Raw genomic sequence first — 25,941 nt, 5'->3', positions numbered from 1 at the left:
TTTTTACAGGATGGAGTAGGATAAATACGATGATTACTATTGGTGTACTGACGATCAGCGATGGTGCCTCGCATGGGCAGCGGGAGGACCTGAGCGGGGCGCGCATTCGTTTCCTGGTGACGCAGCTCCCAGAGGCGGTTATTCAAGCGGGCGCCATCGTGCCAGATGAGCGCGACCAGATTTCAGCCCTGCTACGCGAGTGGTCCGATGAGAAACGCCTGAACCTCATCTTGACGACCGGTGGAACTGGCCTGGCGCCACGCGACGTCACCCCCGAGGCCACACTTGACGTTATCGAGCGCGAGGCCCCTGGCATCGCCGAAGCCATGCGCTTCAACAGCCTACAATATACGCCCATGGCGATGCTCTCCCGAGGCCTGGCAGGCGTGCGTGGCAACTCGCTCATCATCAACCTTCCAGGCAGCCCTAAGGCCGTCAAAGAATGCCTGGAATATATCCTGCCCGTCCTGCCCCACGCCATCAATCTGCTTATAGAAGGCCCAAAGGAACATTAATGTTTGTGGGGAATGTGCTATGGGTTGGTCGCCGAAGGCGACCAACCCATAGCACATTCCCCACAAATGAGAATAAAAGGTGGCTATATGCGTAGGTTGCTTGATGCTCACAGTGATAATATCTTTGCTGTGGCCTGGTCTCCTACAGGTGAATTCCTGGCCTCCGCTGGCCGTGACAGCAAGGTGCATCTCTGGCATTTCACCTCGGGACGGCTCCAATATACCTATCATGAACCCTCGACCACCTGTTTCCTCTCCCTGGCCTGGTCGCCAGATGGGCGCTACCTCGCGGCTGGCTCGACCACTGGCCCGGTTTTTCTCTGGGATGCGGCGACAGGATCCGACAAACCCCAGCTAATCTATCGTGGACATCGGCGCTTTGCGCGCTGCCTGGCCTGGTCGCCAGATGGGCGCTACCTGGCCTCTGGCGGTGACTTTGGGGATAATACGGTGCAGGTCTGGTCAGCCACGTCGGGGAAGCTACTCACAACGTATACCGCTCAATATCGCATCTTCTCGCTTGGCTGGTCGTCAGATGGAGTCTATCTGGCCTCGGCCAGCTTTGATGGCAGTGTGCATGCCTGGTCGGCACAGGATGGAGCGCCCGTGTTCATCTATCGCGGCCATAGTGGCCCAGTCTATGCGCTTGACTGGTCGCCTGTTCATGGCTACCTGGCCTCGGCTGGGGAGGATGCAGAGGTGCATATCTGGAGCGTGCCAGGGATCGGCCATCAGCCTGCTCCGGCCCCAGCAATCATTGAGCCGCGTGTCCTGTCCATGCATACGCGCCCCGTTAAAACGTTGGCCTGGTCGCCAGGCGGCGAGCGACTTGCTAGCGCGGGCGAGGACAAGCTGGTGAATGTCTATGAGCCGTTCGCGACCGAACCCGGCACGACGCTGCGTAGCTTTACCGAGCATCGCGCCTGGGTGAGAGCGCTGGCCTGGTCACCCGACGGCTCATGCCTGGCCTCGGCCAGCGCCTCTGATATTTATCTCTGGTACTGATTGTGGGTGTGGTGGGTGCTGGCAGCCGCAGGCTGCCAGCACCCACCACACCCACAATCAGTACTTACTAAACTTCTGCCAGGAGTTCCTCTTCGTTCAGGGGACCAAGCGCGGTGAGCACCTGTTTCTCCTGCAAGGGGAAGCTGCGCAGGGCGCGCATGACGTCCTCTGGCGTGACCTTCTCGATGCGCTCAATCTCCTCTTCGACGCTTAGCAGGCGGCCCTCGATGACCCAATCGCTGGCCAGGGCCCGCATACGGACAAAGGTGGACTCATTGCTGATGACGATGCTGCTGATCAGCTTATCCTTGGCTCGCCGTAGCTCGTCCTCGTGGACGCCGTCCGCCAGCAGGCTGTTTAGCTCATCGCGGAGCATCTTTAGTACGCGGGGGGCGCTATCAGGAGTCGTGTTGGACTCCATGATCATAATTCCGGTGCCCTCCATGGACCAGATGCCCGCGCTGGCCGACTCGGCCAGGCCGCGCTGATAGATGTTCCAGAAGAGGCGTGAGCCATCGCTATCGCCCAGGATGCTACCACCCAGCATGGCTGCGTAGTAGTCGGGATGTTTGACGTCGACGGTGGGCATGGCCAGGATCATGATCTGCTGCTTCAGCTTGGGATCGACCACGATATTATTGATGGGCTGCGTGGGCTCATAGTGGGCTGCGTCACGGCTGGCATCGCCTGTGCGCCAGCCCGAGCAGTGCTTCTCGGCCATTTCGACCAGGTGATCCCAGTCGAAGTTACCGGCGACGGTGAGGACCAGATTATTGGCCGCGTAGCGCCGCTGCCAGTACTCGCGCATCTGCTCAATGTGCATCCCGCGAATGCTCTCGCGTGTGCCCAGGACATCGTGCCCAAGGGGATGCTCCCCGAAATACGTCTGCATCATGCGACGGTAGGTCAGGTTATAGGGCTGATCCTCTGAGCGAGCGATTTCGTTGACGATGACCTCTTTCTCCATATTGAAATCGTTCTCGTCCAGGCGTGGATACATCATGTCGCTTAGTAGCTCCATGGCGCGATCCAGGTACTCGCCGAGTACACGAGCATAGTATACGGTCGCTTCGTGGGAGGTAAAGGCGTTGATCTCCGCTCCAATTTTATTGAATTCCAGCGTGATCTCCTGCCAGTCCAGGTGTTGGGTTCCCTTGAAGACCATGTGCTCCAGGAAGTGCGAGACGCCCGCGACCTTTGGATCGTACTCATCGCGTGAGCCGGTGCGGACATAATAGGCGATTGCCACCGATTCAAAGTCTGGCATGGGCTGGCCCACGATCTGTAGACCATTGCTCAGCCGGTGCGTATGAAACACAGCGCCATTATTCTGGCTCTCTGACATCGAATGCTCCTTTCACAATTCGGCTGCGCCACCCCCACTACACGTGAAGCCTCGCCTCCGAAAGATGTACTGTTTGTGCCTTCTCTCTTCAACAGGCAAAAGGACATATTACTAGCATGATAGACCTGCTGTGTCATGGTTGTCAAATGAGTGCTTACCTCGACTCGCTACGCTCAGGGGTAGGGGGTGTGGGCGGAAAACGGCTCTGCCGTTTTCCGCCCACACCCCCTACCCCTGAGCGCCGCAGACGCGAAAGGTCTCGTATCATTATATGTATGCGCGTGCTTTAGCAGCGCCGTCCCCCTGCTTATGAGGTGATATTGGGATGGCTCACTATTTCATCGATGGCCTGGCTGGCCTGGGGGCTGGTGAGGGGCAGGTCGGGCCAGATCTCGTGCGCTTTGGCGTTTCCGGCGAGCAGGACGTTGAAGCGCGTTAAGAGATAGGCGTCGGCGTTGCGTAGCTCGCCCTGGGTCGAGGTCCGGGAATAGTTGATATAAAACTGCGCCGCCGCCAGGCAACCGCGTGCCCCCCTATCGCCTGTCGCAAACTGCCAGTCCGCGTCCTGCTGCTTCTGGGTAATCTGTCGATAGCGGGTATCGCCAAAGATCGTTCCCATGGTGAGTGTACAGGCAGGGTTGTTAAAGCCACTATATCCTTGAGGCAGAAACGCGATCTGCCAGCTATCCTTGACCCTGCTAATACGGAGCAAGACCAGGGTCCGGTGATTGGCGCGCGATTGCTGGCCGGTATTGTCACCCTGAAAGTTCCAATGCTCGCGTACCACAACGAAGGTGTCCCAGTAATGCTGACTGTTCGCTTGATGATTATTGCCTACCGGGACTGTGCAGAAGAGGCGGCAGTCTTGTTGTTGCAGCGTACAGCCTGGTCCGACGGTTGGTCCATCACAGGCGCCGAGTCGTTGCGTATCGGTATCCAGGAGAAAGCTCTGCGTTGCCTGGAGACGTTGGCGCGCGGTGAAGGTCTCTTGAGCGCCATAGTCCAGCTTATACTGTTCGCCGGGCTGCACATAATCGCTGCTACCTTGTTTGTCCAGGAAGTTCTGGACCGCTTGCTTAAGCTTCGTCTGCTCATCACCTGGAAGGCTTGTCAGATTGACGGCACGCGGAAAACTAATGACACTGGCTTTGTACTGAGCCGTGTTGGCGCTCGTGGTGAGGCAGGCCTGCCCCCTGGCTGGAGGCACGCTGCCTGCGCCTGGCACGATAAGCTGGCAGGTGAGAGGTGCAAAGGGCTCGCCCTCCCAGGTGAGCGTATGGACTCCACCGGCCAGGTGTATGGGTTGCTCATTGAGGACTGTCGGCAGAGGGCTATTAGAATTATTATACGGCTTACCATCAACGCTGAGCCGTCCCCAGCCGGGCAAGAGTTGCACAAAATACAGGTTGCGCGCATTGGGGCCAGGAGTGTTGTTCCCTGAGAAACTCTCGCCGATAAGCACGCGTACTGGAGCCAGGCTTGCCAGAAGACCAAGCAGCGCCAGGACGATAAGTGCGCTTGTCCAGAAAAGGCGCCGCCGCTTCTGCTTGCGTGTCAAGCGTGATCCAAGCCAGAGCCTGCGCACTCCGCCCTGCTTCTTCATGCCTGGCAGATCGCTGACTTCAATCGTCTTATCGTCAAATTCGTGTTCGGGTAACTGGTGCATACGCCTGGCTTCCTCGTGTCTAGTGTTGAAAATGATGTGCCACTAGCAATGATAGCGCAGAAAAGCAATCCTGGCACATCTCTTTCCAGGGGAAAGAGAGTGGAGCGTGCTGGCAGCTCTCGGGCTGCCAGCACGCTCCACTCTCTTTAACTACATTTGTGAACCCATCAAATTTCCACTTTCATAGCGGCGTAAACCAGCTTCGAACAGGCCAGTGGCAGCCAGGATGAATATGGCTACTGCACTGATAAGGATGCCCAATAGTGACCATGAAAAATGGCGAAGGAGCTGTAATGGCACAAACGAGATAAAACCAGCAGGTAGGACGGTGAAGAGCAGCACACGCACAAATCCGTTGAAGATATCCATCGGGTATGTGCTGAATGAGATCAGGGCGCCAAACAATTGCTGAGCCATCCCTTCGGTGTTGCCGAAGAAAAATGCAAGTGAGTTAAGCAACACCATAAAGGCGGTATAAATGAGTGAGACCAGCAATACCAGGAGAATAAAAAGTCCGATATGACCTATGTCTGGTCGCACTAAGAGCAGGTAGGCGCCAATGGCAAAGATGATATCCCCCCATGCAGTCGGGTCAGTCGCGGCAATACACACATGGATCAGTGCATAGCGAGGCATCCCCAGGTACGCATCCAGACCTCCATTCATCACCAGAGCCGAAATCTGGCGGGCATTGCCAAATATGGCGACACTGATGCCAAATCCACAGGCTGAGACGGCCCATAAAATGGCAATATCGCTCCCTTGCCACCCATTCACGAGAGGAAATTGTTGGAAGTAGTTCCACCAGAAGAAGAGCCAGAGCGAGTCGTTTGCGAGCATAGCAACGACCTGTACAATAAAGGAGGAACGATATTCGAGCGCCGCTTGCGTATTCGCGATGGTATAGGCATGGATCAAGCGGACCTCAGAAAAGCAACGTTTAAGCCAGGTCATAGCCATGTTTCTACCCTCCATTGATGTTGACGCGACGCACCGCGGCATGATAAATGCTCAGCATAATAATTATGCCAACTCCCAGTGTCGCGAATTGTTGCACGAGCAGGCTTGTAAAGCGAGCGGTTTCAAAATGTACCAGAGTGCGTGATGGCCCATAGAGAATGGTGCTAAATGGTAAGACCTGGGCGATACTGCGTAATGGCTGGGGAAAGATCTCAAGCGGTGCCAGTACGCCTCCCAGTACTAGAGTGAGCCGACTCAAAATGAGTGAAAACGATTGTGTTTCCTCGCTCCAGAACGCCATTAAACCAATGCTAAAGTGCATGACGAAGTCAATGCTAAGCGCGAGGAAGGCGACAAGCGGCCAGGCCAGTACTCCTTGCCAGGTGAAATGGGGAGGACCGGCCATAATAAAAGCCAGCACCGTCCCTATCAGCGCATTCATTAGCAGACGAACCAGGCGCTCCCCCAGGTAGTGAGCATAATTGTAAAGCACGTAACTGCTGGGACGTCCCAGCAGGTAGGCCAGTTGTCCAGAACGGACCTCTTGATCAATGCGCCTTGTTAAGGCGGGCAGGCTCATGGCAATGGCCTCACCCGCGACGAGATACCAGATCATATCCGCGATACCAAAACCGCTCAGGACGCTGGTTCCACGCAGGGCAAAGGTCGTTTTCCAGAGTTGGGTGAGAACAAAGACCAGTACGACCAGCAATAATGCGCGAAAGAAGACCTCCATGATGTATGCCAGATTATTTAAGATACTCACCCGTAAGACGGCCAGGTATTTGAGGGTAGAGAGGCGGCCTCGCCTCCGGATGCGCTCAACGATTCCCCTTGCTGGCTCCCTCTCGCTATACATCTTCATAGAGTAGTTCTCCTTCCGCTCTTGCTTGCTGCTGTCCGACCTCTTCAACCTGGGTGTGAGTGGTACTGCTTGCTTTCTCCCTCTGTTCCCCATAGATTGAGGCGATAATTTTCTCCATCGGCGGGTCCGAAATGGTCATATCCAGAATATGTTGTTGCTGCATAATGCTTGCAATGACTGGCTCTAGTGGGCAGCGAGAAGTATCGATCTCCAGTGTGAGACTGTGCCCTTGCGCCTTCAAAACCTGGATGCCTTCCTGGGCGAATGCGGGCGTAGCTAACTTCATTTGCAACCGGGATTGAGGATCATGATCGGTAGTGGTCAAACTCTCAACATTCTCAGCCAGTTGTAGATCAATGGTTTTCGCCTTCAGGTAATCGCGCTTCAAGATGGCAACCGACTCGTCCAGGATAATCTCCCCATGGTTGATAACCACAGCCCGGCGGCAGACCTGCTCGACATCGCCAGCATCATGCGAGGTGAGAAACACGGTCACGCCTTCCTCCACATTCAGCAGACCTATGAGGTCTCGAATGCGCTGCTTGGCAATGACATCCAGGCCAATCGTTGGCTCATCCAGAAAGACGATACGTGGCTTATGCAGAAAGGCTGCCGCCAATTCACAACGCATTCGCTCACCTAGACTCAATTTCCGTGCTGGTGTGTGAATATAGTCAGCAATATCAAAGACCTCAATCAGAAAGTCTCGTCGCTTGCGGTACTCAGCCATATCCAGCTCATAGATGCGTGCCAGAAGATTGAAGGTGTCTTGTGGTGGAAGGTGATACCACAACTGTGATTTCTGCCCAAACACACTGGAGATGTGGTAAGCCAGTTGTCTCCGCTGTTGCCAGGGGGTGAACCCAAGCACCTGTGCCTTGCCTGCCGTAGGGTGGAGAATACCGGTCAGCATCTTAATGGTCGTGCTTTTACCAGCTCCATTGGGACCAATAAATGCCAGCACTTCACCCGCTTCAAGGGAAAAGCTAATATGCTTCACGGCCTCACGTGTCCGATAACGCGGCGCCACAAACGATTGGAGGCTCTGAGCGAGACCCGAAGCCCGCTCCCGACTCCTGAAGGTCTTGGCTAACTGTTCCACTTCGACGATTGGCATACATACCCCTCCTTTGCCTGGGAAACTGTACCATGTGCACTGGTAGATCCAGAGTAAAAAAAGAGAGAGGCGCAGGTGTGTCGCCTGCGCCTCTCTCTTTATCTCATTCTGTCTACCGACAGCTACGTTGTAACGGTACGCTTACTGATGGAGAATGAGCTAGAGGACAACGACACCTTACCCGAGAATATTCCACGTGGGAATAACAACGGGTAGTGGAGGCAAGCATGGTAGTGGTAAACCATATGTTCTTCGCCTGCATGGTGGTTATCGTAGCCCTTCTACTCTCAAGAAATTATTATGTCTAACAATAGAAAAATTGTACAGGTAAAATGCATGTTTTGTCAAATAAATAATTGCCCAATGCATGTGGTGGCGCACTGGCGGAGCCAGTGCGCCACCACATGCATTGGGCAATTTCTCTCTCTATTCCTGGTTGTTCTGGACTTTGGCCAGGGCCTCTTTGAGCTGCTGGTAGACGGTATCGATGTGTTCAGGCATGACTTTGATATCGGCCAGGACGGGCATAAAGTTGGTGTCGCCGTTCCAGCGCGGAACGACATGGAAGTGAATATGTTCCGCGAAGCCCGCGCCCGCGACCTTCCCCTGGTTAAAGCCCATATTAAAGCCATCGGGATTCATGGCCAGGCGCAGGGCCTTGATGGCGAGTTGAGCCAGGGCCATCATCTCGGCCAGCGTCGCGGCGTCAAGCTCCTCTAGTGAGCCGATATGCTGGTAGGGCGCGACCATCAGGTGTCCATTGCTATAAGGATAGAGATTGAGCATTACAAAGCAGTGCTCGCCGCGCTGGAGGATATGATATTCCTCGTCGCGCCCTTCGGCTGGCTGGGTACAGAAGATACAGCCGGACTTGGGTGGAGTTTTGGGTTGAATAAAGGCCATGCGCCATGGCGCCCATAAATTTTCCATAGACATCCTCTACAGTGTGCAAGTTGAAAATTTTTGTTCTCGTGAAGAGCTGCTCTTAGAGAGAGTATCACATCACAGCGAAGCCTGCTATGTTTGGGAGTAGATGCTGTAGGTATTGGAGAGGGGAAAAGAAACGTGCCGCGAAAACACGTTTTCGCGGCTACATTTGTATGGACTCTTCTGGTTGTTCTTCCAGCGCGGGACAGCCTTCGGCTTCTGTACGCAGTGGAATCCAGTCTTCGGCCCATAGATGGATCGCATCAACGACCGGTTTAAGGGCGTGCCCTTTCTCTGTGAGCTGGTACTCGACGCGCACAGGAATTTGTGGGTAGACAACGCGTTTAACTATGCCCTCGCTCTCCAATTCGCGTAAGCGGTCACTCAATACGCGGTCAGAGAGTCCTTCGACGACTGTGGTCAGCTCACCAAAGCGACACGGGCCATTAAGGAGCGTGTTCAATAAGAGACCTGTCCAGCGTTTGCCAAGTATCTGAACCGCGTGCTCATAGCGAGGACACATGCGCGCCGGTGAGTCTTGCGCTGATGCTGTTGAGGTTGTAGGCTTTGTAGCCATAGATTCACCTACCTGCCATTTCACAGGTACCTTGATTGTACCAATAGGGATAAAAAGCGCCTGTTTAGAATTACTTGTAAGTATACCATGTTTTATTCTCTAAGGCAAGGATGGATACAGCTAAAAAGTAAGTGAAAAGCTTTTTTCTGTACTCTTACTTTTTATATGCCATGGTCACTTCCCTGAGCGCCGCAGGCGCGAAGTTTCTCCTATAAGGCCAGCTTGTAAGCCTTCAGGGGGGATTTGTGCTACACTAGCGGTATGCTGGATATCTCCCTCTCAACACAACTGGATACCTTTACGTTGGATGTAAGCTTCGCCGTGCCACAGGGAACAACGACGGTGCTGCTTGGAGAGAGTGGCGCGGGGAAAAGCACCGTTCTGCGTTTACTGGCGGGCCTCTTGCAGCCTCAGGCAGGCCATATCATCCTCGATAAGCAGGTTTACTACGATAGCAAGCGTGGCTTGGCGTTACCGCCCCAGGCGCGCCCCTTTGGCTATGTCTTCCAGGAGTATATGCTCTTTCCGCACCTGACGGTCTTTGAGAACATTGCCTTTGGTTTACGAGCGCAGGCAGAGGCGCGCTCGCGCATACGCTTGCGGGTTGCTGAGGCGCTGGCACAGGTACATCTGGAGGGCTATGCCCAGCGTTATCCTGCCCAGCTCTCGGGGGGGCAGCAGCAGCGTGTGGCGCTGGCACGTGCCCTCGTTCTACAGCCTCAGCTACTGCTACTGGATGAGCCGCTCTCTGCCCTGGACGTACAGACGAGGCGTGAGGTACGCCAGGAACTACGCCGTATCTTGACTGAGGCAGGTATTACTACGGTCTTTGTGACGCACCAGTATGTGGATGCGCTGGTCTTTGGTCAGCATATCCTGGTGCTGGATCAGGGACAGGTCTTGCAGCAGGGGTCGCAGCTTGACCTGGCGCAGCAGCCGCGCTCAGCCTATGTGGCCGAGCTGGTCGGCATGAACTTTCTACATGGTCGCCTGCTACGTACCGAGGACGATGGCTCTTGTGTTGTGCGTATCGCGCAATCTCAGCCAGCATTGGACCTGACGGTCATGTTTGAGGAGCGCCAGGGAACACCCCCGAGCGAGAGTGAGATTTATGTCGTGGTGGAGCCGCGTGACATCACGCTGCACCCTGGCCCTCCCGAGAGTTCGGCGCGCAATAGTTGCAAGGGGCGCATCGTGCAACTGCTCCATCTGCCCTCGCCCTCTGAGGGGCGCGTCCGTGTCAGTATGGCCATCGACGGTGTGGCTTCCGCGCCCATCCCCCTAACGGCTGAGATCACGGCCTCCTCCGCTGCGCGCCTGAACCTGCACGAGGGCCAGGAGATCTACGCCTCCTTCAAAGCCTCTGCCGCCCACGCGTATATGTAAGTTTTGGGCGCGGGTCAATGCATGAGGGCTGCCAGCCGCAGGCTGGCAGCCCTCATGCATTGACCCGCGCCCAAATGGCTACTCATGAACGGTTTCGCTCTCCCACTGGCAGGTGTCGGGATGATTCTGTTTGAGGGCTTCTGCCAGGCCATCGAGGTCGGTGACATCGTCGCGGTAGACCGCCCAGGCCTTGGCCTTCATACCAGGCTCGGTTACCTTACGGTAGGCGATGACGCTGATGCGTTTGCCATTGGGAAAAAACTCCTCTTTGATTTTGGTCAGGTTCTCCCAGGGAATGACAACGTCCTCGCCATTTTTATTGCGTCTGACCAGGGCATCTGGCTCGAGCGAGATGGTAAAGGGGATGGGGGCGACGATGCGCAGATAGATTGCGAAGCCCAGGATAAACAGGACGGCGATAATGGTGCTGGCCAGTACCGACGCGCCCTGATGAATAGCGATCCAGAGCACTAAAGCTGTAATAGCAATAATGCCTATGACGGTCACAACGAGCTTAAAGCGGCTCAGGCCGGGTCCTATAAAGACCTGCTTAGAGGAGGCAGGAGATGATGCCATGGAAAACTGCTCCCATAAATTTATAAATACAGGCGGACGTATGTTAACGCAGTATAGTAGTAACAGGTATTGTAACAATAGGGCGAAAACAATGCAACATGCCAAAACTGGGACAGGCATCCTAGCACCTTTGCGTTGCCCGACCAGTATGATATACTGAACACGTTGTCCCGGTAGGGTAGTATGCCTTGTTGCCCGGTAGCACCTGTATTAATCAGCCACAAGGGGCCTTAGAGAAGACCGCCCTGCGTCGCTTACTCGGGAAAATTGTTAGGCGCGTGGGCGAAGGGTCGCGTGAAAGGGAGAACCGCCGTGTCTATACAGCACTCTTCCGATATGTCAACCGAATCTTTTTCCACAGGGCTGGTGCATCCACAGCGCGTTACGGACAAACTGCTTGCCACTCATGGCTATGTCGTGGGCATCGAGATTAGCAGTAGTGGTCTGCGCCAATCGGTAGCATTAGCCAATTTGGATGGAGACATTCTCTTCCGTATCAGCCGCCCGCTGGAGGTCGTTCCTGATAGTGCGACTGTCTTGCAGCAGCTGGAGGCGATACTGGCCGAGGTCACCTCGCCTGAGCGCCTTGTGGATGGACGCATCTTACGTGTAGGGATTGCGGTCGGAGGGTTGGTAGATGCTTCGCGTGGCATGGTGCGAAGGCTGTATCACGCTCATGGATGGAGCGATTTTCCGCTTCAGGATTATTTCACTGAGCGCTTTGATGCTCCTTGTATTATTGATAATAACGCCAATGCCGCGGCCCTGGCTGAGTATCATCGTGGGGCTGGTATTGCCGAGCGTGTGATACTCTATGTTGGCCTGGGGCGAGGTATCGGCGGGGGACTGATCATTAACGGGAAAATTTATCACGGGGTGAACTCGATGGCCGGAGAGATTGGCCATATGCTGGTGAAAGAGCAGGGTCCCCGTTGCTCCTGTGGTGGTTATGGGCATCTTGAGGCCATCGCGTCGGCGCGAGCGATTATCAGTACCACGCTTGGCCTCTCGGTTGAGGCGACAGAGACGCATGCCGCGATTATGCGCCTCACACATGACCGGGCGGAGCGCCTGACAGTTGCCCAGGTCTTTCAACTGGCCGATGAGGGCGACCGGGTTGCACAGCGCACCGTATCGGATGTGCATACCTCACTTGGCATCGCACTTGCTAATATCGTGCATCTAGTCAATCCGAGTGTGATTATCCTGGGAGGATCGGTCGCCCAGGCTGGCGATCTCCTCGTGAAACCAGTGGAGCAGCAGATACACCAGTTGTGTCTGCCCGAGGTGTGCCAGGATCTAAAGGTCGTGCAAGGGCATCTAGGAGTGGATGCCAGCCTGGTTGGAGCCGTCACACTGGCTCTCCAGGATTTATGATATGTAGGGAATAATGCAGAATCTCGAGGGGCTTATGGTAGAAACAGGTCGAGTCATACAAAGGCGCTACCTGCTGCAACGTCTGGTGAAGCAGGGCCAGGTCTGTGCTGTTTATCAAGGATTCGACCAGGTACTGCAGCGTGTGGTTGCAGTCAAGGTTGCTCCTGCTGAACAGATTCCCGCATATCGGGCCTCGCTTCGACTGACATCTCAGTTCTCACATCCTAATATCATTGGTGTGTATGATGTGATTCCTGAAGCTGATGGCCTCTATATTGTGCAGGAATATGTGGACGGCGATGACTTTGCTACGCTGCTCCAGGCTCAGCCATCTATCTACCAAATTGCTGACCTCGGTCGTCAGATCTGCCAGGCGCTCATGTACGCCAATACCTCTTCGCGCAAAGTCTGTCATGGAGATCTGACGCCCGCCACTATTTTACGTGACCGTCGTGGCAGTGTACGCTTAAGCAATTTTGCCTCTCCTCCTGACATGGCTTACTTTAATGCCTGGAGCATTGTAGGGGCCGATGGAGTTGCCCTGCTCGATGCCGAGACCCCCTGGGGACAGATGAGCGAGAATCGGCTTGCGGATGACACACGCGCGGTCGGTATCCTGCTCTACCAGTTGCTCTCGGGTCGACCCCAGGGCGCGACCTCCGTTGAGCCGCCCACTGATGGCCGCCTGCGTTTCCACCGCAATGTGCCGCCTGAGGTCTGCGATGTGATTGCCCGGGCGCTCATTCGCAAGCACCCTCAAAATATCGTGACCCCAGATGCCCTCTATAGCGAACTCAAAGCGATTGCCGACGCCCTGGAACCCTATGAACCCGTGTCCACCTTCAAGCCAGAGGATGTCTTAAAGCCACACCAGGTCTTGCCTACTAGCACTGGCAAGCTAAGCTCAGCCTCTGCTGGGGTCCGCCAGGAGCGCTCCCAGCCAGGTCTGCTCTCCAACTATCGCTCTGAGCCTGGCGCCCTGGCTGTTTCAGACGCTCCCGCGGCTGTCCTGGCTGATCCTCAGCTAGCCCAGTCTCCCATGACGGACCAGGCGCTTCCCTATCCCGAAGCCCAGCAGGCTCCCAGCCGCGTGAATATGCCAGTCTTGATCGTCGCTGGTCTGCTACTGTTTGCCCTATTTTTTGTCATTGGCTACTTCCTGGCCCAAATGGTATTAAAGTAAAGAGAAAGCGAGGGGCGCCATCCTGCGGATGGCGCCCCTCGCTTTCTCTTTATGTACCTATTTGTTTTGCGCGGAGCCGCGCATCATGTTCTCGCTGTTCCAGGTGTGGCCAATGTTGCCATGTTTATCGACGACGATGACTCCCCCGGTCTCTTTTGTCTGAGTTCCCAGGAAGGCGATGACCTCGTCGGCCGCTTCCTGGGCCGTTTTGCCTGTGCCTACGGCGTCCGCGATACGTTTGGCGATCATCAGGCGCGTGAAGTCTTCTCCATAGCCTGTGCAGGAGATGGCCGCGTTTGCGTCCGCGTAGAAGCCGCAGCCGACCAGGGGCGAGTCTCCAACACGCCCGGGATGCTTGTTGATGATGCCACCTGTGGAGGTCGCGGCCGCGAGATGCCCATGGCTGTCGACGGCGACCGCGCCCACAGTTCCATGTTTTTTCTCCTCGAAGAGATCTTCGGCCTCGGTCGTATGCTGGGCCTGGGCGCGCTTCCAGTTGTTATACTGGCGCTCGGTGAGCAGGTCTTCAGGCTGGCAGAATGCGACACCCTGCTCTTCGGCGAAGAGGCTGGCCCCCCGGCCAATAAGCATGGCATGAGGACTCTGGAGGACCAGGCGTGCCAGCGCAATCGGGTTCTTCACGCGCTCGATACCTGCGATTGAGCCAACCTGGAGGGTATGTCCCTCCATGATGCCGGCATCCATCTCGATATTGCCCTCAGAGGTCAGGCAGGAGCCTGTGCCTGCGTTGAAGTTGGGATTATCTTCCATTGCGCGCACAGCGGCCTCAATGGCATCCAGGGCCGTGCCCCCTTGCTCAAGAATGCGCATTCCGATCTGCGCCGCCTCGTGGCAGCCCGCCATACCGGTACCAATCCGCTCCGGGCTAATGGTTCCCGCCCCACCATGAACAACAATTGCTACTGACATGCTTGCCATCTCCAATTTGCAAATAAGATAATTAGACGCTCATCCATTTTATCACGAAACTATCAAGAGTTTGGGCGGCCCTCATCCCGCAACTCTGCGGTCAATTCCGTGAGCCAAGCCAGAAGCGAGCGTGTCTGATAGATACGGCTGCGTAGTACTACATGGGCTAAGAAGTGTTCTGGGTCCTGCCTATCATCGATACTGGCCTGCTGGCGCAGCTCCAGGTGCTGAAGGAAGCGCTCACAGGCCTCGGCCTGGCGCTGTACGAGCGCGATGGTCTGCTCGGACGCGTATGGCCGCAGAAAATAGAGTTTGATTAAAAAGTGGATGCGAATATCGCGCGGCTTCTCCACTGGCTCTAGCAGCCAGGTATGAAAGAGCGCCCTTCCCTCCTCGCGCAAGTGATAGACCTTGCGCGGCGGGCGGCTTCCCTGCTCCTTTACGGTGGCCTCGATATATCCCAGGCGCTCCAGTTTCTTGAGAAAGGCGTATAGCTGGCTCATCTCAAGATGAATTATCTCGCCCAGCGTGCCTCGCTCAAACTCCTGGAACATTTCATAGCCGTGCATTGATCGCGCTTGCAAAAGCCCCAGCAGCGCGTATTCTGCCGGTTCACTGATCTGCATGCGTCTCATCCTCCCTCCAACAAGAAATAGCTAAGCTTGCCGCCTATTATAACATTATCCTTCCTTCGCGCCCGCGGCGCTCAGGGTAAGGATGTGTGGCTGAAAAAATGGGCAAGGCCCATTTTTTCAGCCACACATCCTTACCCCCGCGGCGAGCTTGCGAGCCAAGGTCTTGTTGCGTTAAGGTAGCAAATATGCTACATTTCCAGTGCTCTATGAGCGGCAATATGTCATTTGATTATATTTTTGGGAGCACCTTTGTATCATGTCTCAGCTACCGATTGTGCTGGCCTTTATGCAGGCCAGGGAACTGCGCACAGCCTATAAAAGCGGCCAGGAGCAGGCAAGCATTTCGCCTGACCTGGGCCTCTCGCATGTGACAGTTCAACTGTCAGATAGCGAGGTAGTCTTTCCTGGCGGAGTGCATCTAAGCTGGACTCAGGTAGAGAAGATTGCCGCCTCCGAGGTGAACTGCTTTGTGGTGGAAGAGAATGAGATCCGCTCCATCCAATATTTCTCTGAGGATACTAACCGGATGTGTAGCCTGATGCCCACGCGTGGCGCGCCTACCATGCTAATTGCTGGCTTTACCATGCACCGCATTGTGGGTATCGATCCCATGGAGGATACGCGCAAGAAGATGGCCACGTTGACGCCTGTGGTGGGGCGCGTGCTGGATACGGCGACTGGCCTGGGTTATACGGCGATTGCTGCCGCCAAAAGCGCCGAGCAGGTGACGACAATTGAGTTTGATCCCGGCGCGCAGCATATCGCGCGCCAGAATCCCTGGTCCCACGAGCTCTTTGATAATCCGAAGATTCGCCAGTTGATGGGGGATGCCTACGAGGTCGTGCCGACCTTTGACGATAACAGCTTTGACCGCATCGTCCACGATCCCCCGGTCTTTAGCCTGGCAGGCCAGCTCTACTCAGCTGTCTTCTACCGTGAGCTTTACCGTGTGCTGAGAAAAGGCGGGCGGCTCTTCCATTACATTGGGAATCTGGAGAGCAAGTCGAGCGGGACGGTGGCCAAGGGCGCGTTTAAGCGCCTGCAAGAGGCCGGTTTTAAGCGCGTCATCAAGCGACCCGAAGCCTTCGGCATCCTGGCGTATAAGTGAAGAGAACATGGGATATGGGGCGGCATCAGTCGCCCCACATCCCATGTTCTCTTTATTTGTCGGCGAACTCGCAGATGGCGCGCACGCCGTACTCCACGTCCTCGTCGGAGGCGGCGAGCGAGATGCGTACAAACTCGGCCGAGGTGGCGCCAAAGCTGTTGCCGGGCGCGATCATGACGTTATATTCGCGCAGGAGGTCGAGCGCGAACTGGTTATCCCGGCGCGAGACACGCCCCGTCCGGTCGCGGACGTCGATCAGAGCGTAGAAGGCGCCATGGGGTGTATAGATATAGCGATCATGCTCTTTGAGCAGCCGCGTCGCCAGGTCACGCCTGCGGCGATAGGCCTCGCGCATGGTGGTGACGCAGTCCTGTGGTCCAGTGAGCGCGGCGGCGGCGGCGCGCTGGCTAATCAGGCTCACGTTGGTGTGACTACCAGCCAGGACCTCGCTGATGGACTTGATTAAGGCCTTGCTGGCCACAGCATATCCCACGCGCCAGCCCGTCATGGCATAGGTCTTGGAGAAGGTATAGACTCCGATAAAGTGTCCCTGCTCTAGCTCGCCCTCACCCAGCAACGTGGCGGGACTGACATGTTCGCCCTCAAAGACGATCTGGTCATAGCATTCGTCCGAGAGGAGATAGAGGTCATGGCGCAGGGCGAAGGCCAGCAGGTCAGCGATCAGCTCGCGGGGGAAGACCGCGCCCGTGGGGTTGCCCGGCGTATTGATGAGCAGCATACGCGTGCGCGGTGTGACTAGTTGCTCCAACTCGGCGACTGAGGGCAGCCATTCGTTGGCGGGATCGAGATGGTAGGGAACGACGGTCGCGCCACAGGCCAGGAGCTGTGTGTAGTAGACCGGCCAGCAAGGATCGGGAATGAGCACCTCGTCGCCAGGTCCCACGGTAGTGTGAAAGATAGATTGCAGAGCGTTGGTGCCGCCCATCGTGGCGACGACGTTCTCGACGCCGACGTGATAGCCATTGACGCGCCTGATCTTCTCCGCCAGCAGATCACGGAACCAGGGCCAGCCTGGCGGTGGGCCGTAGGGAATGACCTCGCGTTCCAGTGCTTCAATGGCGGCCTTGCGGATGTGCGTGGGCGTAAGGAAGTCTGGCTCTCCCATCTGGAGAGGGCGCGGGGGGAGAAGGGCCTCTCCGCGCTCCAGGGCCTCGCGTTGTAGCTGGCGCGCATAGGCGCTTACCGCGCCGAAGCCGCCTGCTGGCTGGTTATAAATACTCTCTTTGCCAATTTTCATGCGTGGTGCCTCTCGAAAACCTGAGCGCGCAAGCGCTAGCCGCGAGAGCGGCGTTGGTTTTTGTCTAAGGATATGCTCCTGAATGCTTTCTGTCTACAAATGCGCCCGATCAGCCCGCTGAGCAGGGCGATACGCTCTGGTAGATACTCAAGTTCGACATACTCGTCCGGGTTATGCGCCAGGCCACCACCTGCTCCCAGGCCATCGAGCGTGGGAACTCCTACGGGTGAGGTGTTGTTGGCGTCTGAGGCCCCGCCGCTGGCGACGTCATGGATCGCTATGCCCAGTTCTGCCCCGGCCTCCTGTGTCATACGGATCAGGGGTGCGTTGACCTCTGAATGCTCAAAGGGGAGGCTGCGCATCGAGCCGCTTACCTGAGCCTGCGTCTCGGGAATATGCTGCTGGCGTACGGCGCGCTGCATGGCTTCTTCGATCTCGTGAATGCCCCGCATGTTGCTGGCGCGTACGTCCATATCACAGTAGGCATAGTCTGGAATGACGTTCTTGCGGTCGCCACCCTGGATACTGGTCACGTTGACTGAGACGCCAGGGAAGCTCTCATGGAGCGCCTGCATGGCCTGGACCTGGTGCGAAAGCTCGATGATGGCGTTGCGGCCCTTTTCTGGCTCAACACCCGCGTGGGCTGAACGCCCCCAGACCTCGACACGATACAGCCCCGAGCTTTTGCGTGCCGAAACCACTGTCTCCAGGGTACGACCAGGCTCCAGCACCAGGGCCGCATCCGACTTTCTTGCCCACTCTGTAATCAGCTCCTTGCTGGCGGGCGAGCCAATCTCCTCGTCGCTATTAAAGACAAAGGTGATGCTCTGATACTCGTTCCAGTCCTCCTGGAGCAGCATGTCCACGCTATACATACCCATAAGCAGGCCAACCTTCATGTCCAGTACGCCAGGCCCCTTGGCGATCTCCCGGCCATCTAGCACTGTCTGGGTATAGGGACGCTTCTCGACTTCGCCATCGGGAAAGACCGTATCCATATGGCCGATCAGGAGCACGCGCGCCCCCTGAGGATTGCCTCCCTTGCGGGTCGCGATCAGGTGGTTGCCATACTCCTGTTGGGGATCAAACGAGGTGGAGAAGCCCAGCTCCGTGAAGCGCTTTTGTAGGTATGCGCCGACCTGATCTACGCCTGCTTTATTATATGTTCCTGAATCGATATTTACGATGGCTTCCAGGTCTTTGAGCAGCTCGGGAAGTAGCTGCCGGGCCTGGTCAATGCGTGGGTGGTGCTCCGTCATGCGATGACTCCTTCTTCGCGTAAACGTTCTATCTCTTCGTTACTATAGCCGGCCTCGCGCAAAATCACGCCGGTATGCTCGCCCAGTGTGGGCGGCGCGTAGCGCTGCTCAATCTGAACCCCCGAGAGGCGCGGGAAACTGAGCAGGGATTGAAAGCGTGCTCCGCCCTCGCCATGTTGTAAGGCGACACCCCTGGCCTGTATGTGGGGATCCTGCATGGCCTCCTCTGGTGTGTATACTGGCCCGACACAGGCATCGATGTCGGCGAATTCCGCCAGCCACTCGTCACGTGTCTTCGTCTTAAAGATGTTTGTGAGTATCTCAATGGCCTGGTCACGCTCCCCGCGCCCAACGGGCGAGTGAAACGGCAGGAGTTCGAGGTGCCCTATTCTGGTGCAGAAGGCATGCCAGAACTTGGGTTCCAGGGCCGCCAGGGTAATATGTTTGCTATCCCGCGTCTCGTAGATATTGTAACAGGGAAGTCCACCATCGAGTGAGGAGTGACCGGGTATCGGCACCTTGCCCGTATTTAAATATGCCGTCATCGCCAGGGGCATGAGTGACATCACGCCCTCGGTCATGGCCACGTCGACAAAGCGACCCTCTCCGCTGCTGGCGCGCCCCACCAGGGCGGTAAGAATACCCATGACCGCCATAAAGCTCCCGCCTGCCAGGTCACCCATTTGCGTAGGTGGCATAAGTGGGCGTCCCGACTCATCGCGCTGGTAATGGAGCAGCCCCGCATAGCCTACATAGTTGAGGTCATGGCCCGCGCGCTGCTGATAGGGACCATCCTGTCCATATCCACTGACCGCGCAGTAGATCAGGCCCGGTTGCTCCTGTTTCAGCCGCTCATAGCTCAGACCCAGGCGCTCCATGACGCCTGGCCGAAAGCTTTCTAGCAGCACATCCGCCTCTTTGATCAGGCGCAGGAAGAGGGCTTTTCCCTGCTCACTCTTCAGGTTAAGGGCGATGCTCCGCTTGTTGCGATTGACCGCCATGAAATAGAGGCCCATGTTGCCAGGTCCATATGGCGGCAGGCTGCGTGAGTAGTCGCCGCTCTCCGGATCTTCGACCTTGATCACATCGGCACCAAAGTCCGCCAGGATCTGGGAGGCATAGGCGCCTGGGAGGAGGCGAGACAGGTCCAGGACGCGTATCGATTGTAGAGGCAAGCCCATGATTCTCTCTCCTTTTTCTCTGCTCTCAGTATACCTCAGCCTGAGTGGTATGTTTCGAATGGGAAATTGTTGTGGGAACTGGTTTCACCTCCTCTTCCCTTATGGGTAATGGGTGTGGTGCATGCTGTTGGCCTGCGGGCAACAGCATGCACCACACCCATTATCAAGGCATTTATGCCGAGGCGGCGTTGCTCTCCTGGAGGCGAAATTGCGGGTTATAGTGTTTATCACAGTTGCTACAGGAAACCGGGCGGCTGTAGCGGCGGGTCCGCGGATACTGCTTGCCACAACTGGGGCATTCATAGATGTAGCGGATGGGGCGGCGTGCGCGGCGCATCTCTTCGCGGCGTTTGCTCTCTTCAAAGAGGAGCGCGCGTAACTCTTCCAATCCATAACCAGTCACAGCCGCCTCGTCGGCGGCGATTGAGTCATAGCCGTGGTGCCGGTGTTTGCGGGGCGTGCCATTGACACGATCCGCCAGGTGGATGAGCTCATGGGCGACCGTGACCTCGATTGATTTGGGTTGCAGATCTGGCTCAATAAAGATCAGGTGCCAGTACTCCTTGCGCAAAGCCTGCGCCATAGTGACATAGCAATAGCAGCCCAGTGTCATGAGGTTGAGGCGTTTCCCAGTCCAGCGCATAAACTCCTGCCGGTCCTGGGTAATAGCCAGGTGAGTCAATTCATGTTCGGGAAGTTGGAGCTTCTGCCAGTAGTGCTTGAGCCAGTGCTGTAAGATTGTTCGATCTCCATAAATGCAGGGGGCACCCATCAATGTGGGGGGAACGGGAGCAATGCTTCGTCGCGTCCGCGTGTTTTTGCTCTTCTTTGTCGTGGTCATATATCCTCAGGTGGTCTAGAGCCGCGTTACTTACTGCCTGCTCAAGGTAATTTCGGGTTACACCAGAGTCTCCCATCCATACCAGGCGTTGAGTTTTCGTCGGTGGAGATGAGAGTAGTGATAGAGAAGAATTCTTCTTTTCGCCTATTTTTGCGGAAGTACTGTTCAATCCTTTTGAGTATACCAGTCATAATCTGCCATCGCAACTATTTTCTCTGTTTTCCTCTGCTTGACACCGCTCCTTATCAGTCGTAAGATATTGATTACATATTTTCATGGAACGTATACGTAAATCTCCGTATTGCTAAGGAGCCGTTCTATGGCATTGCAGATCTCTATTAAAACGCACCAATCATTGCAGCAGCTTGCAACGGAGATACGTGCGCTTCTTAATTTACCCCCCTTTACCGATAAATCTTTCGCAGGCTCACCCTATTGTCAGTTTGAGACGCTGGGTATGATTGTGCTTGTGCAATGCACTGAAGAGGAGGAGCGGGATCCTGAAGTTATAGAGTATCCCTATTGCTTTAATATTCAGTTCTCGTTCAACGAACATACACTGGATACAGATGAAATGGAGTATAACTTGCAACCATACTATGCGCAGTTGCTGGCATTTCATCTCAACGTTGTGACCGCTTGCTATGAGAAGAAGCAAGTGGGGCGGCATTGGCAGGTGCGCTATCGCTATTTCCATAAAAATCCTACCTGGGATGGCTCGATCCTTTATGGTGAAATAGGCTGGGAACCAGCCGTCATTGCCTCACCACCTACTCCCTGGCGAACGATGATGCCCTCTGCCTTCTCACAGTAGGGTCCATGCTCGCATGGACTCTGGGGCCCGCAGGCCGATACCTTGCCGCAGGGGTTCGTCGCTTCGCTCGGAGTCCAAGCTAGCTTGGACCCTACAGCTTGTATCTTCCCCCTGGATAGAATAAATACATCACTAAGTCATATGGGATTGGATTCTGCTCCGCCACTCAGGCCTGGATTGATATAGTGATATATAGATGGGTCTATGTGTGACCTCGGAGTGCCTGCTGCCGTCTCTTGCACGATATAATCCACGACATCACGCAGTTCCTGGCGCTGGCGATAGATCCGCCTCTGCCTCATTGCACCATTGCCCTCACGCAGCGTTTTCTGGACCAGCGTCGAAGCCTCTTGCCAGTCGTTAGACGCCTCCAGAGATGGGCGCAGGAAGGTCAGGAAGCGCTCAATCATGACTGGCGCGGGCACGGTCTCTTGCGCGTGCACATCCAGCAGGTCGCCCTCCAGGCCGTAGCGCGCGGCGTGCCAGTGGGCCATGCGTAAGAGTTCCATACGGATTGGCTCCGCTTGCTGGCGCTGGATTACCTGCTCGTGACAGGCGCGAATCAAGGCGCGTATGAGGGCGGTGGCCATGACCGCTTCATCAATAGTCAGGCAGACGTCCGCAACGCGTACCTCAATGGTAGGATAGCGTTCAGAGAGGCGAATATCCCAATAAATCTTGGTTGGATCATCGATACTGCGCGTCTTGACCAGGAGTTGGAGCAGATTATCATAATCTCGCAGCGAGGAGAAATGCTGTGGCAGGCCCGACTGTGGCCAGCGCCCCCAGTGGGGGATGCGATAGCTGGCATAGCCTGTATCCAGGCCGCACCAGAAGGGCGAGTTCGCGGTAAGCGCGATCAGCGGTGAAAGCCAGGTACGAGCCTGGTTCATGATTTGGAGTCCAAGCTCACGCTGACTGATGCCGACATGCACATGACAGCCAAAGATGGCCTGTTCGCGTGCCAGCTGTTGGTAATCGCGTTCAAGAGCCAGGTAGCGAGCACGAGGCGTGAAGGGCTGCTCTTGCCAGAGGGAGAACGGGTGCGTCCCCGAAGAGGCAATGCGTTTATGAAAGACGTGGGCTACGTCTATGACCGTGCCACGCAAACGCGTAAGCTGATCTCTGACTTCGGCCAGGCTCGCGCATACGGGAGTTGCGACCTCGACCTGCGACAGCTGAATTTCGAGTTGTACATCCTTGCCCAGCGTTTTTTGCGCTTCCTGCACAATTTCTTCCGCTATCGAATCCAGTTCTCGACTGGTTGGGTCGACAATTTGATACTCCTCCTCAACCCCCAGCGAGAATACTTCGGTAGTGGACATGGGTTTGTCTCCTTATGTGAAGGATGAAGTACGTTTCATTTTGGGGGATAGTGTTGTATTGAGTGGGGGCGAACGAAGCCCCCACTCAATACAACACTGCCTTTCTCTTGTCGATTTCTAGTGCCACATGATAGAGTGAATACTACATACAAACTTTGAAGAAAGGGCAAGGTCGAGACTCTATGTTATCCGCGATAGTGTTAATCAATGTAGCGCGTGGGCAGGTCAATGAGACCGCGCAACGACTGTTAGAGATCAACGGCGTCTCTGATGTGTACTCTGTTACTGGCGAATATGATCTGGTCGCGCTGGTGCGTGTGGCGCAGTACGATGATCTGTCAACGGTGGTGACGACGCATATGCAGAAGATCTCCTCCATCGAAAAGACCCATACGCTGATGGCCTTTAAGTGCTTTTCGCGCGCAGACCTGCAACAGGCCTGGGATATTGGTATCGAGTAAGGATAAGGGATCGTTGCATGCTTCTCTCTACCGCTCGTCTCCAACTGCGTGAATTCGAGGAGGACGATTGGCAGGCCGTACAAGCCTATCAGAACGATCTACTCTATCTGCGCTATACTCCCTGGACGTACCGCACAGAAGGGGATGCGCGCGATTTTGTGCAGATGTTTATTAACTGGCGTGAAGAGCGCCCTCGCTATCGCTACCAGTTCGCTGTGATCTTGCCAGAGAGCAGTACACTGATCGGTAATGGCGGTATTCGCTCAACGCATGCGCAACCCTGGGAGTCCCATATCGGCTATGAATTTGCCTCCACACACTGGGGCCATGGCTATGCTACCGAGGTTGCGCGCGCGTTGCTCGACTTCGGTTTCAACGAGTTGCGCCTGCATCGTATCTATGCGCAATGCGTCGTCGAAAACACTGCTTCAGCGCATGTCCTGGAAAAGATAGGTATGCGCCTGGAGGGGCACTTGCGCGAAAATGGCTGGATGCAAGAACGCTGGTGGGACACCCTCGTCTATGGCATTCTCGCCAGCGAATGGCGTGCCCAGCAAGCAAGTGACTCAACTTCCATATAAGTGGCACCGGATATACTACACCAGGATATACTACGCATGTTACGAGAACCCGTTGACAATGTTCAATAAGTGGTAGGTCAGCCACCAGCCGTAGCCTAGCATGGCCACCATGGCCACATAGGCTACGGCTATTATGACTTTCGTGCGCCCACGAACAGGGAGCACCCGGTAGGGTGGCTTGCGCATATTGACGACGGTTAAGGCCACGCTGACAATAACCAGTACCAGGGTAATCAGGCTAAAGACGCTCTCCAGGGGCGACCTGGTTGAAAATGAATCAAAGAGTAAGAATATACCCAGAGGAATGCCCAGCAAGAAGAGCCACTTTGAGATCAGCGGCGCGACCCGCCCTCCATCCAGCGGGTGCAGAGGCAAGAGGTTGAGTAGATTCAGATAGAAGCCAACATTTGCCAGTACCAGCCAGAAGTGTCCCCCATCGAGCAGAAAACAGAGTCGAGGGATAAGCGTATTGATACTCGTAAAGACGGGGCCGTAACAACTACGCGCGCTCACATACCATGATATTCCATAGCAGAAAATCGCTCCCAGCCCTCCCAGAAAGGGGCCTGCCAGCGCGACAAAGGTAATATCTGCGGGCTTGCGTAGCCTGGGCATGGCCACGAACGCGCCAATAAGCGGAATGAAATATGGCCCACGCGCGGGCAATTTCTTGATGCGTAGCGCCAGCAGATGCCCCAGTTCATGGGCCAGGAGCAGCAGCATAAAGGCAATCGCCAGGGGCCATGAGCGAAAGATCAGGCCCAGCACCAGGGTGCTAACGATCAAAGAGAGGATCGCAAGCGTTTGTTGGAGCCAGAAGCGCGCTTGAGGCGAGAGAGGACGTTTCTGCACTGTTCTCCGTTTCTCAGATTAGCTTTTTGTGTTTATTCTCATTTAATTATAACCCGCTGACCCGGCAAAAAGTAAAGGTGTGTCGGTGTGGGTTTCGGGCATCCGCCCGAAACCCACACCGACACACCTTGATTCTATAAAGGGTATGCCACCGCCAGTAGCCGTGTACGCTAGTAGCGGGCTATAGCTCGATGGTGCGTTTCTGCTCGACTGATTGGTAGGCGCCGAGAATGATCTTGAGGACGTTGATGCCATCCTCGTGGTTGTTGATGGGGCGGCGCTGCTCTTGCAGGCATTTGACGAAGTCGGCGATCTCCGCGTCAAAGGTATTGATGCCCGAGAGTTTCACCGTGTTCACCACGGGCGGCTCGCTCATACGCATCTTGTAGGTGATGTCGCTACCCTTGCTATAGGCATAGCCGCGCTGACCGACGATGCCAAATTTTTCCGTGTTGTCGCCTGGCTCATAGGCCCAGCTGGTGACGATGTTGCCGACCACACCATTCTCAAAACGGACCAGGACCTGGGCCGAGTCTTCACCATCCATAAAACTCAGGCGATGGTTACTCGTCATAGCGGTGACCTCGATGGGCTTGCTATCAGCCAGGTAGAGCAAGAGATAGGAGGGATGATAGCCCGTATCGATCAATTCACCACCGCCAATGAATTGGCGCTGACCACGCCAGCCAATGGTCTTGGGATCAAAGGTGTGATAGAACGAATCCGTGGTGCGGATTTCATAGATATCGCCAATCGTACCACCAGCGATCAGGCGCTTGGCATACTGGACCGCGGGAATGTAGAGCTGGTTATGCGCGCACATCAGCGTGATCCCATTGGCCTCTACGGCCTGGCGGATCTCGTCGGCCTCTTGCAGCGAGAGACAGAGCGGCTTCTCGCAGAGAATGTGCTTACCTGCCTGCGCGGCGGCAATGATCGCGCCTTTATGCAGGTGATGGGGCAGGCAGATGTCTACAGCATCGATGTCTGCCTCCTGGAGCATTTTGCCCATATCGGTATAGACATCGGCTCCGCCGGCCTCCTCAGCGCGAATACGTGCGCTCTCCTCTACGACATCGCAGACAGCCACTATTTTTGCATCAGTCAATTTATTATAGCCACCGACGTGAACGGCGGCGATACCACCACAGCCGATCAGTCCAACTTTAATCGTCATTTTTCTTTTCTCCTCTATAG

The 25,941-nt window shown here is 55.6% G+C and carries 26 protein-coding genes; 9 read left to right on the top strand and 17 right to left on the bottom strand.

The features are described from left to right. Window positions 1–29 precede the first annotated feature (29 nt). A complete protein-coding gene (mog, locus tag KRAC_RS27140) occupies window positions 30–515 on the top strand; it encodes a molybdopterin adenylyltransferase (protein ID WP_007912804.1) in 486 nt (161 codons plus the stop codon). Window positions 516–602: 87 nt separating this feature from the next. Then, window positions 603–1,520 (top strand): WD40 repeat domain-containing protein, encoded by a 918-nt coding sequence (locus KRAC_RS27135; protein ID WP_007912802.1) that lies wholly within the window; start codon window positions 603–605, stop codon window positions 1,518–1,520. Between the two features lie 67 nt (window positions 1,521–1,587). Here the strand turns inward: KRAC_RS27135 and KRAC_RS27130 are convergent, their stop codons facing one another. The 7 genes from KRAC_RS27130 to KRAC_RS27100 all read right to left on the bottom strand — a co-directional run bounded on the left by KRAC_RS27130 (window position 1,588) and on the right by KRAC_RS27100 (window position 8,977). Beyond that, window positions 1,588–2,865 carry a M16 family metallopeptidase gene (locus tag KRAC_RS27130; RefSeq protein ID WP_007912800.1) on the bottom strand — a complete coding sequence of 426 codons (1,278 nt, stop codon included), beginning with the start codon at window positions 2,863–2,865 and terminating at the stop codon, window positions 1,588–1,590. Window positions 2,866–3,172: 307 nt separating this feature from the next. Further along, window positions 3,173–4,531 (bottom strand): hypothetical protein, encoded by a 1,359-nt coding sequence (locus tag KRAC_RS27125; RefSeq protein WP_007912798.1) that lies wholly within the window; start codon window positions 4,529–4,531, stop codon window positions 3,173–3,175. 150 nt (window positions 4,532–4,681) lie between these two features. Beyond that, on the bottom strand, window positions 4,682–5,491 hold the full coding sequence (locus tag KRAC_RS27120; protein WP_007912797.1) for an ABC transporter permease: 810 nt from the start codon (window positions 5,489–5,491) through the stop codon (window positions 4,682–4,684). A 4-nt stretch (window positions 5,492–5,495) separates the two neighbouring features. Then, window positions 5,496–6,356 carry an ABC transporter permease gene (locus KRAC_RS27115; protein WP_007912795.1) on the bottom strand — a complete coding sequence of 287 codons (861 nt, stop codon included), beginning with the start codon at window positions 6,354–6,356 and terminating at the stop codon, window positions 5,496–5,498. Then, complete coding sequence (locus KRAC_RS27110; protein ID WP_007912794.1) at window positions 6,343–7,473, bottom strand: ABC transporter ATP-binding protein; 1,131 nt, start codon at window positions 7,471–7,473, stop codon at window positions 6,343–6,345. Before KRAC_RS27110 ends, KRAC_RS27115 begins: the two co-directional genes overlap by 14 nt. A 426-nt stretch (window positions 7,474–7,899) precedes the next feature. Further along, window positions 7,900–8,403, bottom strand: a complete 504-nt coding sequence (locus tag KRAC_RS27105) for an HIT family protein (RefSeq protein WP_007912791.1) — start codon at window positions 8,401–8,403, stop codon at window positions 7,900–7,902. 160 nt (window positions 8,404–8,563) lie between these two features. Beyond that, window positions 8,564–8,977: a winged helix-turn-helix transcriptional regulator gene (locus KRAC_RS27100; RefSeq protein WP_007912790.1), complete on the bottom strand. Its 414-nt coding sequence runs from the start codon at window positions 8,975–8,977 to the stop codon at window positions 8,564–8,566. Between the two features lie 261 nt (window positions 8,978–9,238). Between KRAC_RS27100 and KRAC_RS27095 the strand changes: the two genes are divergently transcribed. After that, entirely contained in the window at window positions 9,239–10,363 is a 1,125-nt protein-coding gene (locus KRAC_RS27095; protein ID WP_007912789.1) for an ABC transporter ATP-binding protein, read from the top strand. Window positions 10,364–10,441: 78 nt separating this feature from the next. Here KRAC_RS27095 and KRAC_RS27090 read toward each other — a convergent pair whose 3' ends face one another. Further along, window positions 10,442–10,939, bottom strand: coding sequence for a hypothetical protein (locus KRAC_RS27090; RefSeq protein ID WP_007912788.1), 498 nt, complete (start codon window positions 10,937–10,939; stop codon window positions 10,442–10,444). A 312-nt stretch (window positions 10,940–11,251) separates the two neighbouring features. On the opposite strand from KRAC_RS27090, the gene KRAC_RS27085 reads away from it, so the two are divergent. Together KRAC_RS27085 and KRAC_RS27080 are read left to right on the top strand one after the other, a co-directional pair. Beyond that, on the top strand, window positions 11,252–12,316 hold the full coding sequence (locus KRAC_RS27085; protein WP_007912787.1) for an ROK family protein: 1,065 nt from the start codon (window positions 11,252–11,254) through the stop codon (window positions 12,314–12,316). A 34-nt stretch (window positions 12,317–12,350) separates the two neighbouring features. Next, window positions 12,351–13,499 carry a protein kinase domain-containing protein gene (locus KRAC_RS27080; RefSeq protein ID WP_169460947.1) on the top strand — a complete coding sequence of 383 codons (1,149 nt, stop codon included), beginning with the start codon at window positions 12,351–12,353 and terminating at the stop codon, window positions 13,497–13,499. Between the two features lie 57 nt (window positions 13,500–13,556). Here the strand turns inward: KRAC_RS27080 and KRAC_RS27075 are convergent, their stop codons facing one another. Next, window positions 13,557–14,429 (bottom strand): isoaspartyl peptidase/L-asparaginase family protein, encoded by an 873-nt coding sequence (locus tag KRAC_RS27075; RefSeq protein WP_007912785.1) that lies wholly within the window; start codon window positions 14,427–14,429, stop codon window positions 13,557–13,559. A 62-nt stretch (window positions 14,430–14,491) separates the two neighbouring features. Further along, a complete protein-coding gene (locus KRAC_RS27070) occupies window positions 14,492–15,055 on the bottom strand; it encodes a PadR family transcriptional regulator (protein WP_007912784.1) in 564 nt (187 codons plus the stop codon). A gap of 265 nt (window positions 15,056–15,320) precedes the next feature. Here KRAC_RS27070 and KRAC_RS27065 point away from each other — a divergent pair, with 265 nt between their 5' ends. After that, the gene (locus KRAC_RS27065; protein ID WP_007912783.1) at window positions 15,321–16,172 is read left to right on the top strand and encodes a class I SAM-dependent methyltransferase; all 852 of its coding nucleotides are present in this window, start codon (window positions 15,321–15,323) and stop codon (window positions 16,170–16,172) included. A gap of 52 nt (window positions 16,173–16,224) precedes the next feature. On the opposite strand, the gene KRAC_RS27060 is transcribed toward KRAC_RS27065, so the two are convergent. From KRAC_RS27060 to KRAC_RS27045, 4 genes are all read right to left on the bottom strand, one after another. After that, the gene (locus KRAC_RS27060) at window positions 16,225–17,430 is read right to left on the bottom strand and encodes a pyridoxal phosphate-dependent aminotransferase (RefSeq protein WP_007912766.1); all 1,206 of its coding nucleotides are present in this window, start codon (window positions 17,428–17,430) and stop codon (window positions 16,225–16,227) included. A gap of 35 nt (window positions 17,431–17,465) precedes the next feature. Beyond that, complete coding sequence (locus tag KRAC_RS27055) at window positions 17,466–18,689, bottom strand: M20 family metallopeptidase (RefSeq protein ID WP_007912764.1); 1,224 nt, start codon at window positions 18,687–18,689, stop codon at window positions 17,466–17,468. After that, complete coding sequence (locus KRAC_RS27050; RefSeq protein WP_007912758.1) at window positions 18,686–19,870, bottom strand: CaiB/BaiF CoA transferase family protein; 1,185 nt, start codon at window positions 19,868–19,870, stop codon at window positions 18,686–18,688. The genes KRAC_RS27055 and KRAC_RS27050 overlap by 4 nt, the downstream gene beginning before the upstream one ends. Before the next feature lie 172 nt (window positions 19,871–20,042). After that, a complete protein-coding gene (locus tag KRAC_RS27045; RefSeq protein ID WP_007912756.1) occupies window positions 20,043–20,711 on the bottom strand; it encodes a hypothetical protein in 669 nt (222 codons plus the stop codon). Window positions 20,712–21,030: 319 nt separating this feature from the next. Between KRAC_RS27045 and KRAC_RS27040 the strand changes: the two genes are divergently transcribed. Then, window positions 21,031–21,525, top strand: a complete 495-nt coding sequence (locus KRAC_RS27040; RefSeq protein WP_007912754.1) for a hypothetical protein — start codon at window positions 21,031–21,033, stop codon at window positions 21,523–21,525. Between the two features lie 137 nt (window positions 21,526–21,662). Here the strand turns inward: KRAC_RS27040 and KRAC_RS27035 are convergent, their stop codons facing one another. Further along, window positions 21,663–22,850, bottom strand: coding sequence for a carboxylate-amine ligase (locus tag KRAC_RS27035; RefSeq protein ID WP_007912752.1), 1,188 nt, complete (start codon window positions 22,848–22,850; stop codon window positions 21,663–21,665). A 182-nt stretch (window positions 22,851–23,032) separates the two neighbouring features. On the opposite strand from KRAC_RS27035, the gene KRAC_RS27030 reads away from it, so the two are divergent. Beyond that, window positions 23,033–23,311, top strand: a complete 279-nt coding sequence (locus KRAC_RS27030) for an Lrp/AsnC family transcriptional regulator (protein ID WP_007912750.1) — start codon at window positions 23,033–23,035, stop codon at window positions 23,309–23,311. Between the two features lie 17 nt (window positions 23,312–23,328). Beyond that, window positions 23,329–23,892 carry a GNAT family N-acetyltransferase gene (locus tag KRAC_RS27025; RefSeq protein ID WP_007912747.1) on the top strand — a complete coding sequence of 188 codons (564 nt, stop codon included), beginning with the start codon at window positions 23,329–23,331 and terminating at the stop codon, window positions 23,890–23,892. Between the two features lie 39 nt (window positions 23,893–23,931). Here KRAC_RS27025 and KRAC_RS27020 read toward each other — a convergent pair whose 3' ends face one another. Together KRAC_RS27020 and KRAC_RS27015 are read right to left on the bottom strand one after the other, a co-directional pair. After that, on the bottom strand, window positions 23,932–24,744 hold the full coding sequence (locus tag KRAC_RS27020) for a site-2 protease family protein (protein ID WP_007912744.1): 813 nt from the start codon (window positions 24,742–24,744) through the stop codon (window positions 23,932–23,934). A 181-nt stretch (window positions 24,745–24,925) separates the two neighbouring features. Then, window positions 24,926–25,921 carry a Gfo/Idh/MocA family protein gene (locus tag KRAC_RS27015; protein WP_007912742.1) on the bottom strand — a complete coding sequence of 332 codons (996 nt, stop codon included), beginning with the start codon at window positions 25,919–25,921 and terminating at the stop codon, window positions 24,926–24,928. Between the last annotated feature and the right edge of the window lie 20 nt (window positions 25,922–25,941).

Source organism: Ktedonobacter racemifer DSM 44963 (assembly GCF_000178855.1).
In the GTDB taxonomy this organism is placed as follows: domain Bacteria; phylum Chloroflexota; class Ktedonobacteria; order Ktedonobacterales; family Ktedonobacteraceae; genus Ktedonobacter; species Ktedonobacter racemifer.
This window is presented reverse-complemented; position numbering and strand designations above follow the sequence as displayed.

Excerpts from the sequence above, each read along its gene's own strand:
- mog (WP_007912804.1), top strand. The coding sequence starts at position 30 with ATGATTACTATTGGTGTACTGACGATCAGCGATGGTGCCTCGCATGGG.
- KRAC_RS27135 (WP_007912802.1), top strand. The coding sequence starts at position 603 with ATGCGTAGGTTGCTTGATGCTCACAGTGATAATATCTTTGCTGTGGCC.
- KRAC_RS27130 (WP_007912800.1), bottom strand. The coding sequence starts at position 2,865 with ATGTCAGAGAGCCAGAATAATGGCGCTGTGTTTCATACGCACCGGCTG.
- KRAC_RS27125 (WP_007912798.1), bottom strand. The coding sequence starts at position 4,531 with ATGCACCAGTTACCCGAACACGAATTTGACGATAAGACGATTGAAGTC.
- KRAC_RS27120 (WP_007912797.1), bottom strand. The coding sequence starts at position 5,491 with ATGGCTATGACCTGGCTTAAACGTTGCTTTTCTGAGGTCCGCTTGATC.
- KRAC_RS27115 (WP_007912795.1), bottom strand. The coding sequence starts at position 6,356 with ATGAAGATGTATAGCGAGAGGGAGCCAGCAAGGGGAATCGTTGAGCGC.
- KRAC_RS27110 (WP_007912794.1), bottom strand. The coding sequence starts at position 7,473 with ATGCCAATCGTCGAAGTGGAACAGTTAGCCAAGACCTTCAGGAGTCGG.
- KRAC_RS27105 (WP_007912791.1), bottom strand. The coding sequence starts at position 8,403 with ATGGAAAATTTATGGGCGCCATGGCGCATGGCCTTTATTCAACCCAAA.
- KRAC_RS27100 (WP_007912790.1), bottom strand. The coding sequence starts at position 8,977 with ATGGCTACAAAGCCTACAACCTCAACAGCATCAGCGCAAGACTCACCG.
- KRAC_RS27095 (WP_007912789.1), top strand. The coding sequence starts at position 9,239 with ATGCTGGATATCTCCCTCTCAACACAACTGGATACCTTTACGTTGGAT.
- KRAC_RS27090 (WP_007912788.1), bottom strand. The coding sequence starts at position 10,939 with ATGGCATCATCTCCTGCCTCCTCTAAGCAGGTCTTTATAGGACCCGGC.
- KRAC_RS27080 (WP_169460947.1), top strand. The coding sequence starts at position 12,351 with ATGGTAGAAACAGGTCGAGTCATACAAAGGCGCTACCTGCTGCAACGT.
- KRAC_RS27075 (WP_007912785.1), bottom strand. The coding sequence starts at position 14,429 with ATGTCAGTAGCAATTGTTGTTCATGGTGGGGCGGGAACCATTAGCCCG.
- KRAC_RS27070 (WP_007912784.1), bottom strand. The coding sequence starts at position 15,055 with ATGCAGATCAGTGAACCGGCAGAATACGCGCTGCTGGGGCTTTTGCAA.
- KRAC_RS27065 (WP_007912783.1), top strand. The coding sequence starts at position 15,321 with ATGTCTCAGCTACCGATTGTGCTGGCCTTTATGCAGGCCAGGGAACTG.
- KRAC_RS27060 (WP_007912766.1), bottom strand. The coding sequence starts at position 17,430 with ATGAAAATTGGCAAAGAGAGTATTTATAACCAGCCAGCAGGCGGCTTC.
- KRAC_RS27055 (WP_007912764.1), bottom strand. The coding sequence starts at position 18,689 with ATGACGGAGCACCACCCACGCATTGACCAGGCCCGGCAGCTACTTCCC.
- KRAC_RS27050 (WP_007912758.1), bottom strand. The coding sequence starts at position 19,870 with ATGGGCTTGCCTCTACAATCGATACGCGTCCTGGACCTGTCTCGCCTC.
- KRAC_RS27045 (WP_007912756.1), bottom strand. The coding sequence starts at position 20,711 with ATGACCACGACAAAGAAGAGCAAAAACACGCGGACGCGACGAAGCATT.
- KRAC_RS27040 (WP_007912754.1), top strand. The coding sequence starts at position 21,031 with ATGGCATTGCAGATCTCTATTAAAACGCACCAATCATTGCAGCAGCTT.
- KRAC_RS27035 (WP_007912752.1), bottom strand. The coding sequence starts at position 22,850 with ATGTCCACTACCGAAGTATTCTCGCTGGGGGTTGAGGAGGAGTATCAA.
- KRAC_RS27030 (WP_007912750.1), top strand. The coding sequence starts at position 23,033 with ATGTTATCCGCGATAGTGTTAATCAATGTAGCGCGTGGGCAGGTCAAT.
- KRAC_RS27025 (WP_007912747.1), top strand. The coding sequence starts at position 23,329 with ATGCTTCTCTCTACCGCTCGTCTCCAACTGCGTGAATTCGAGGAGGAC.
- KRAC_RS27015 (WP_007912742.1), bottom strand. The coding sequence starts at position 25,921 with ATGACGATTAAAGTTGGACTGATCGGCTGTGGTGGTATCGCCGCCGTT.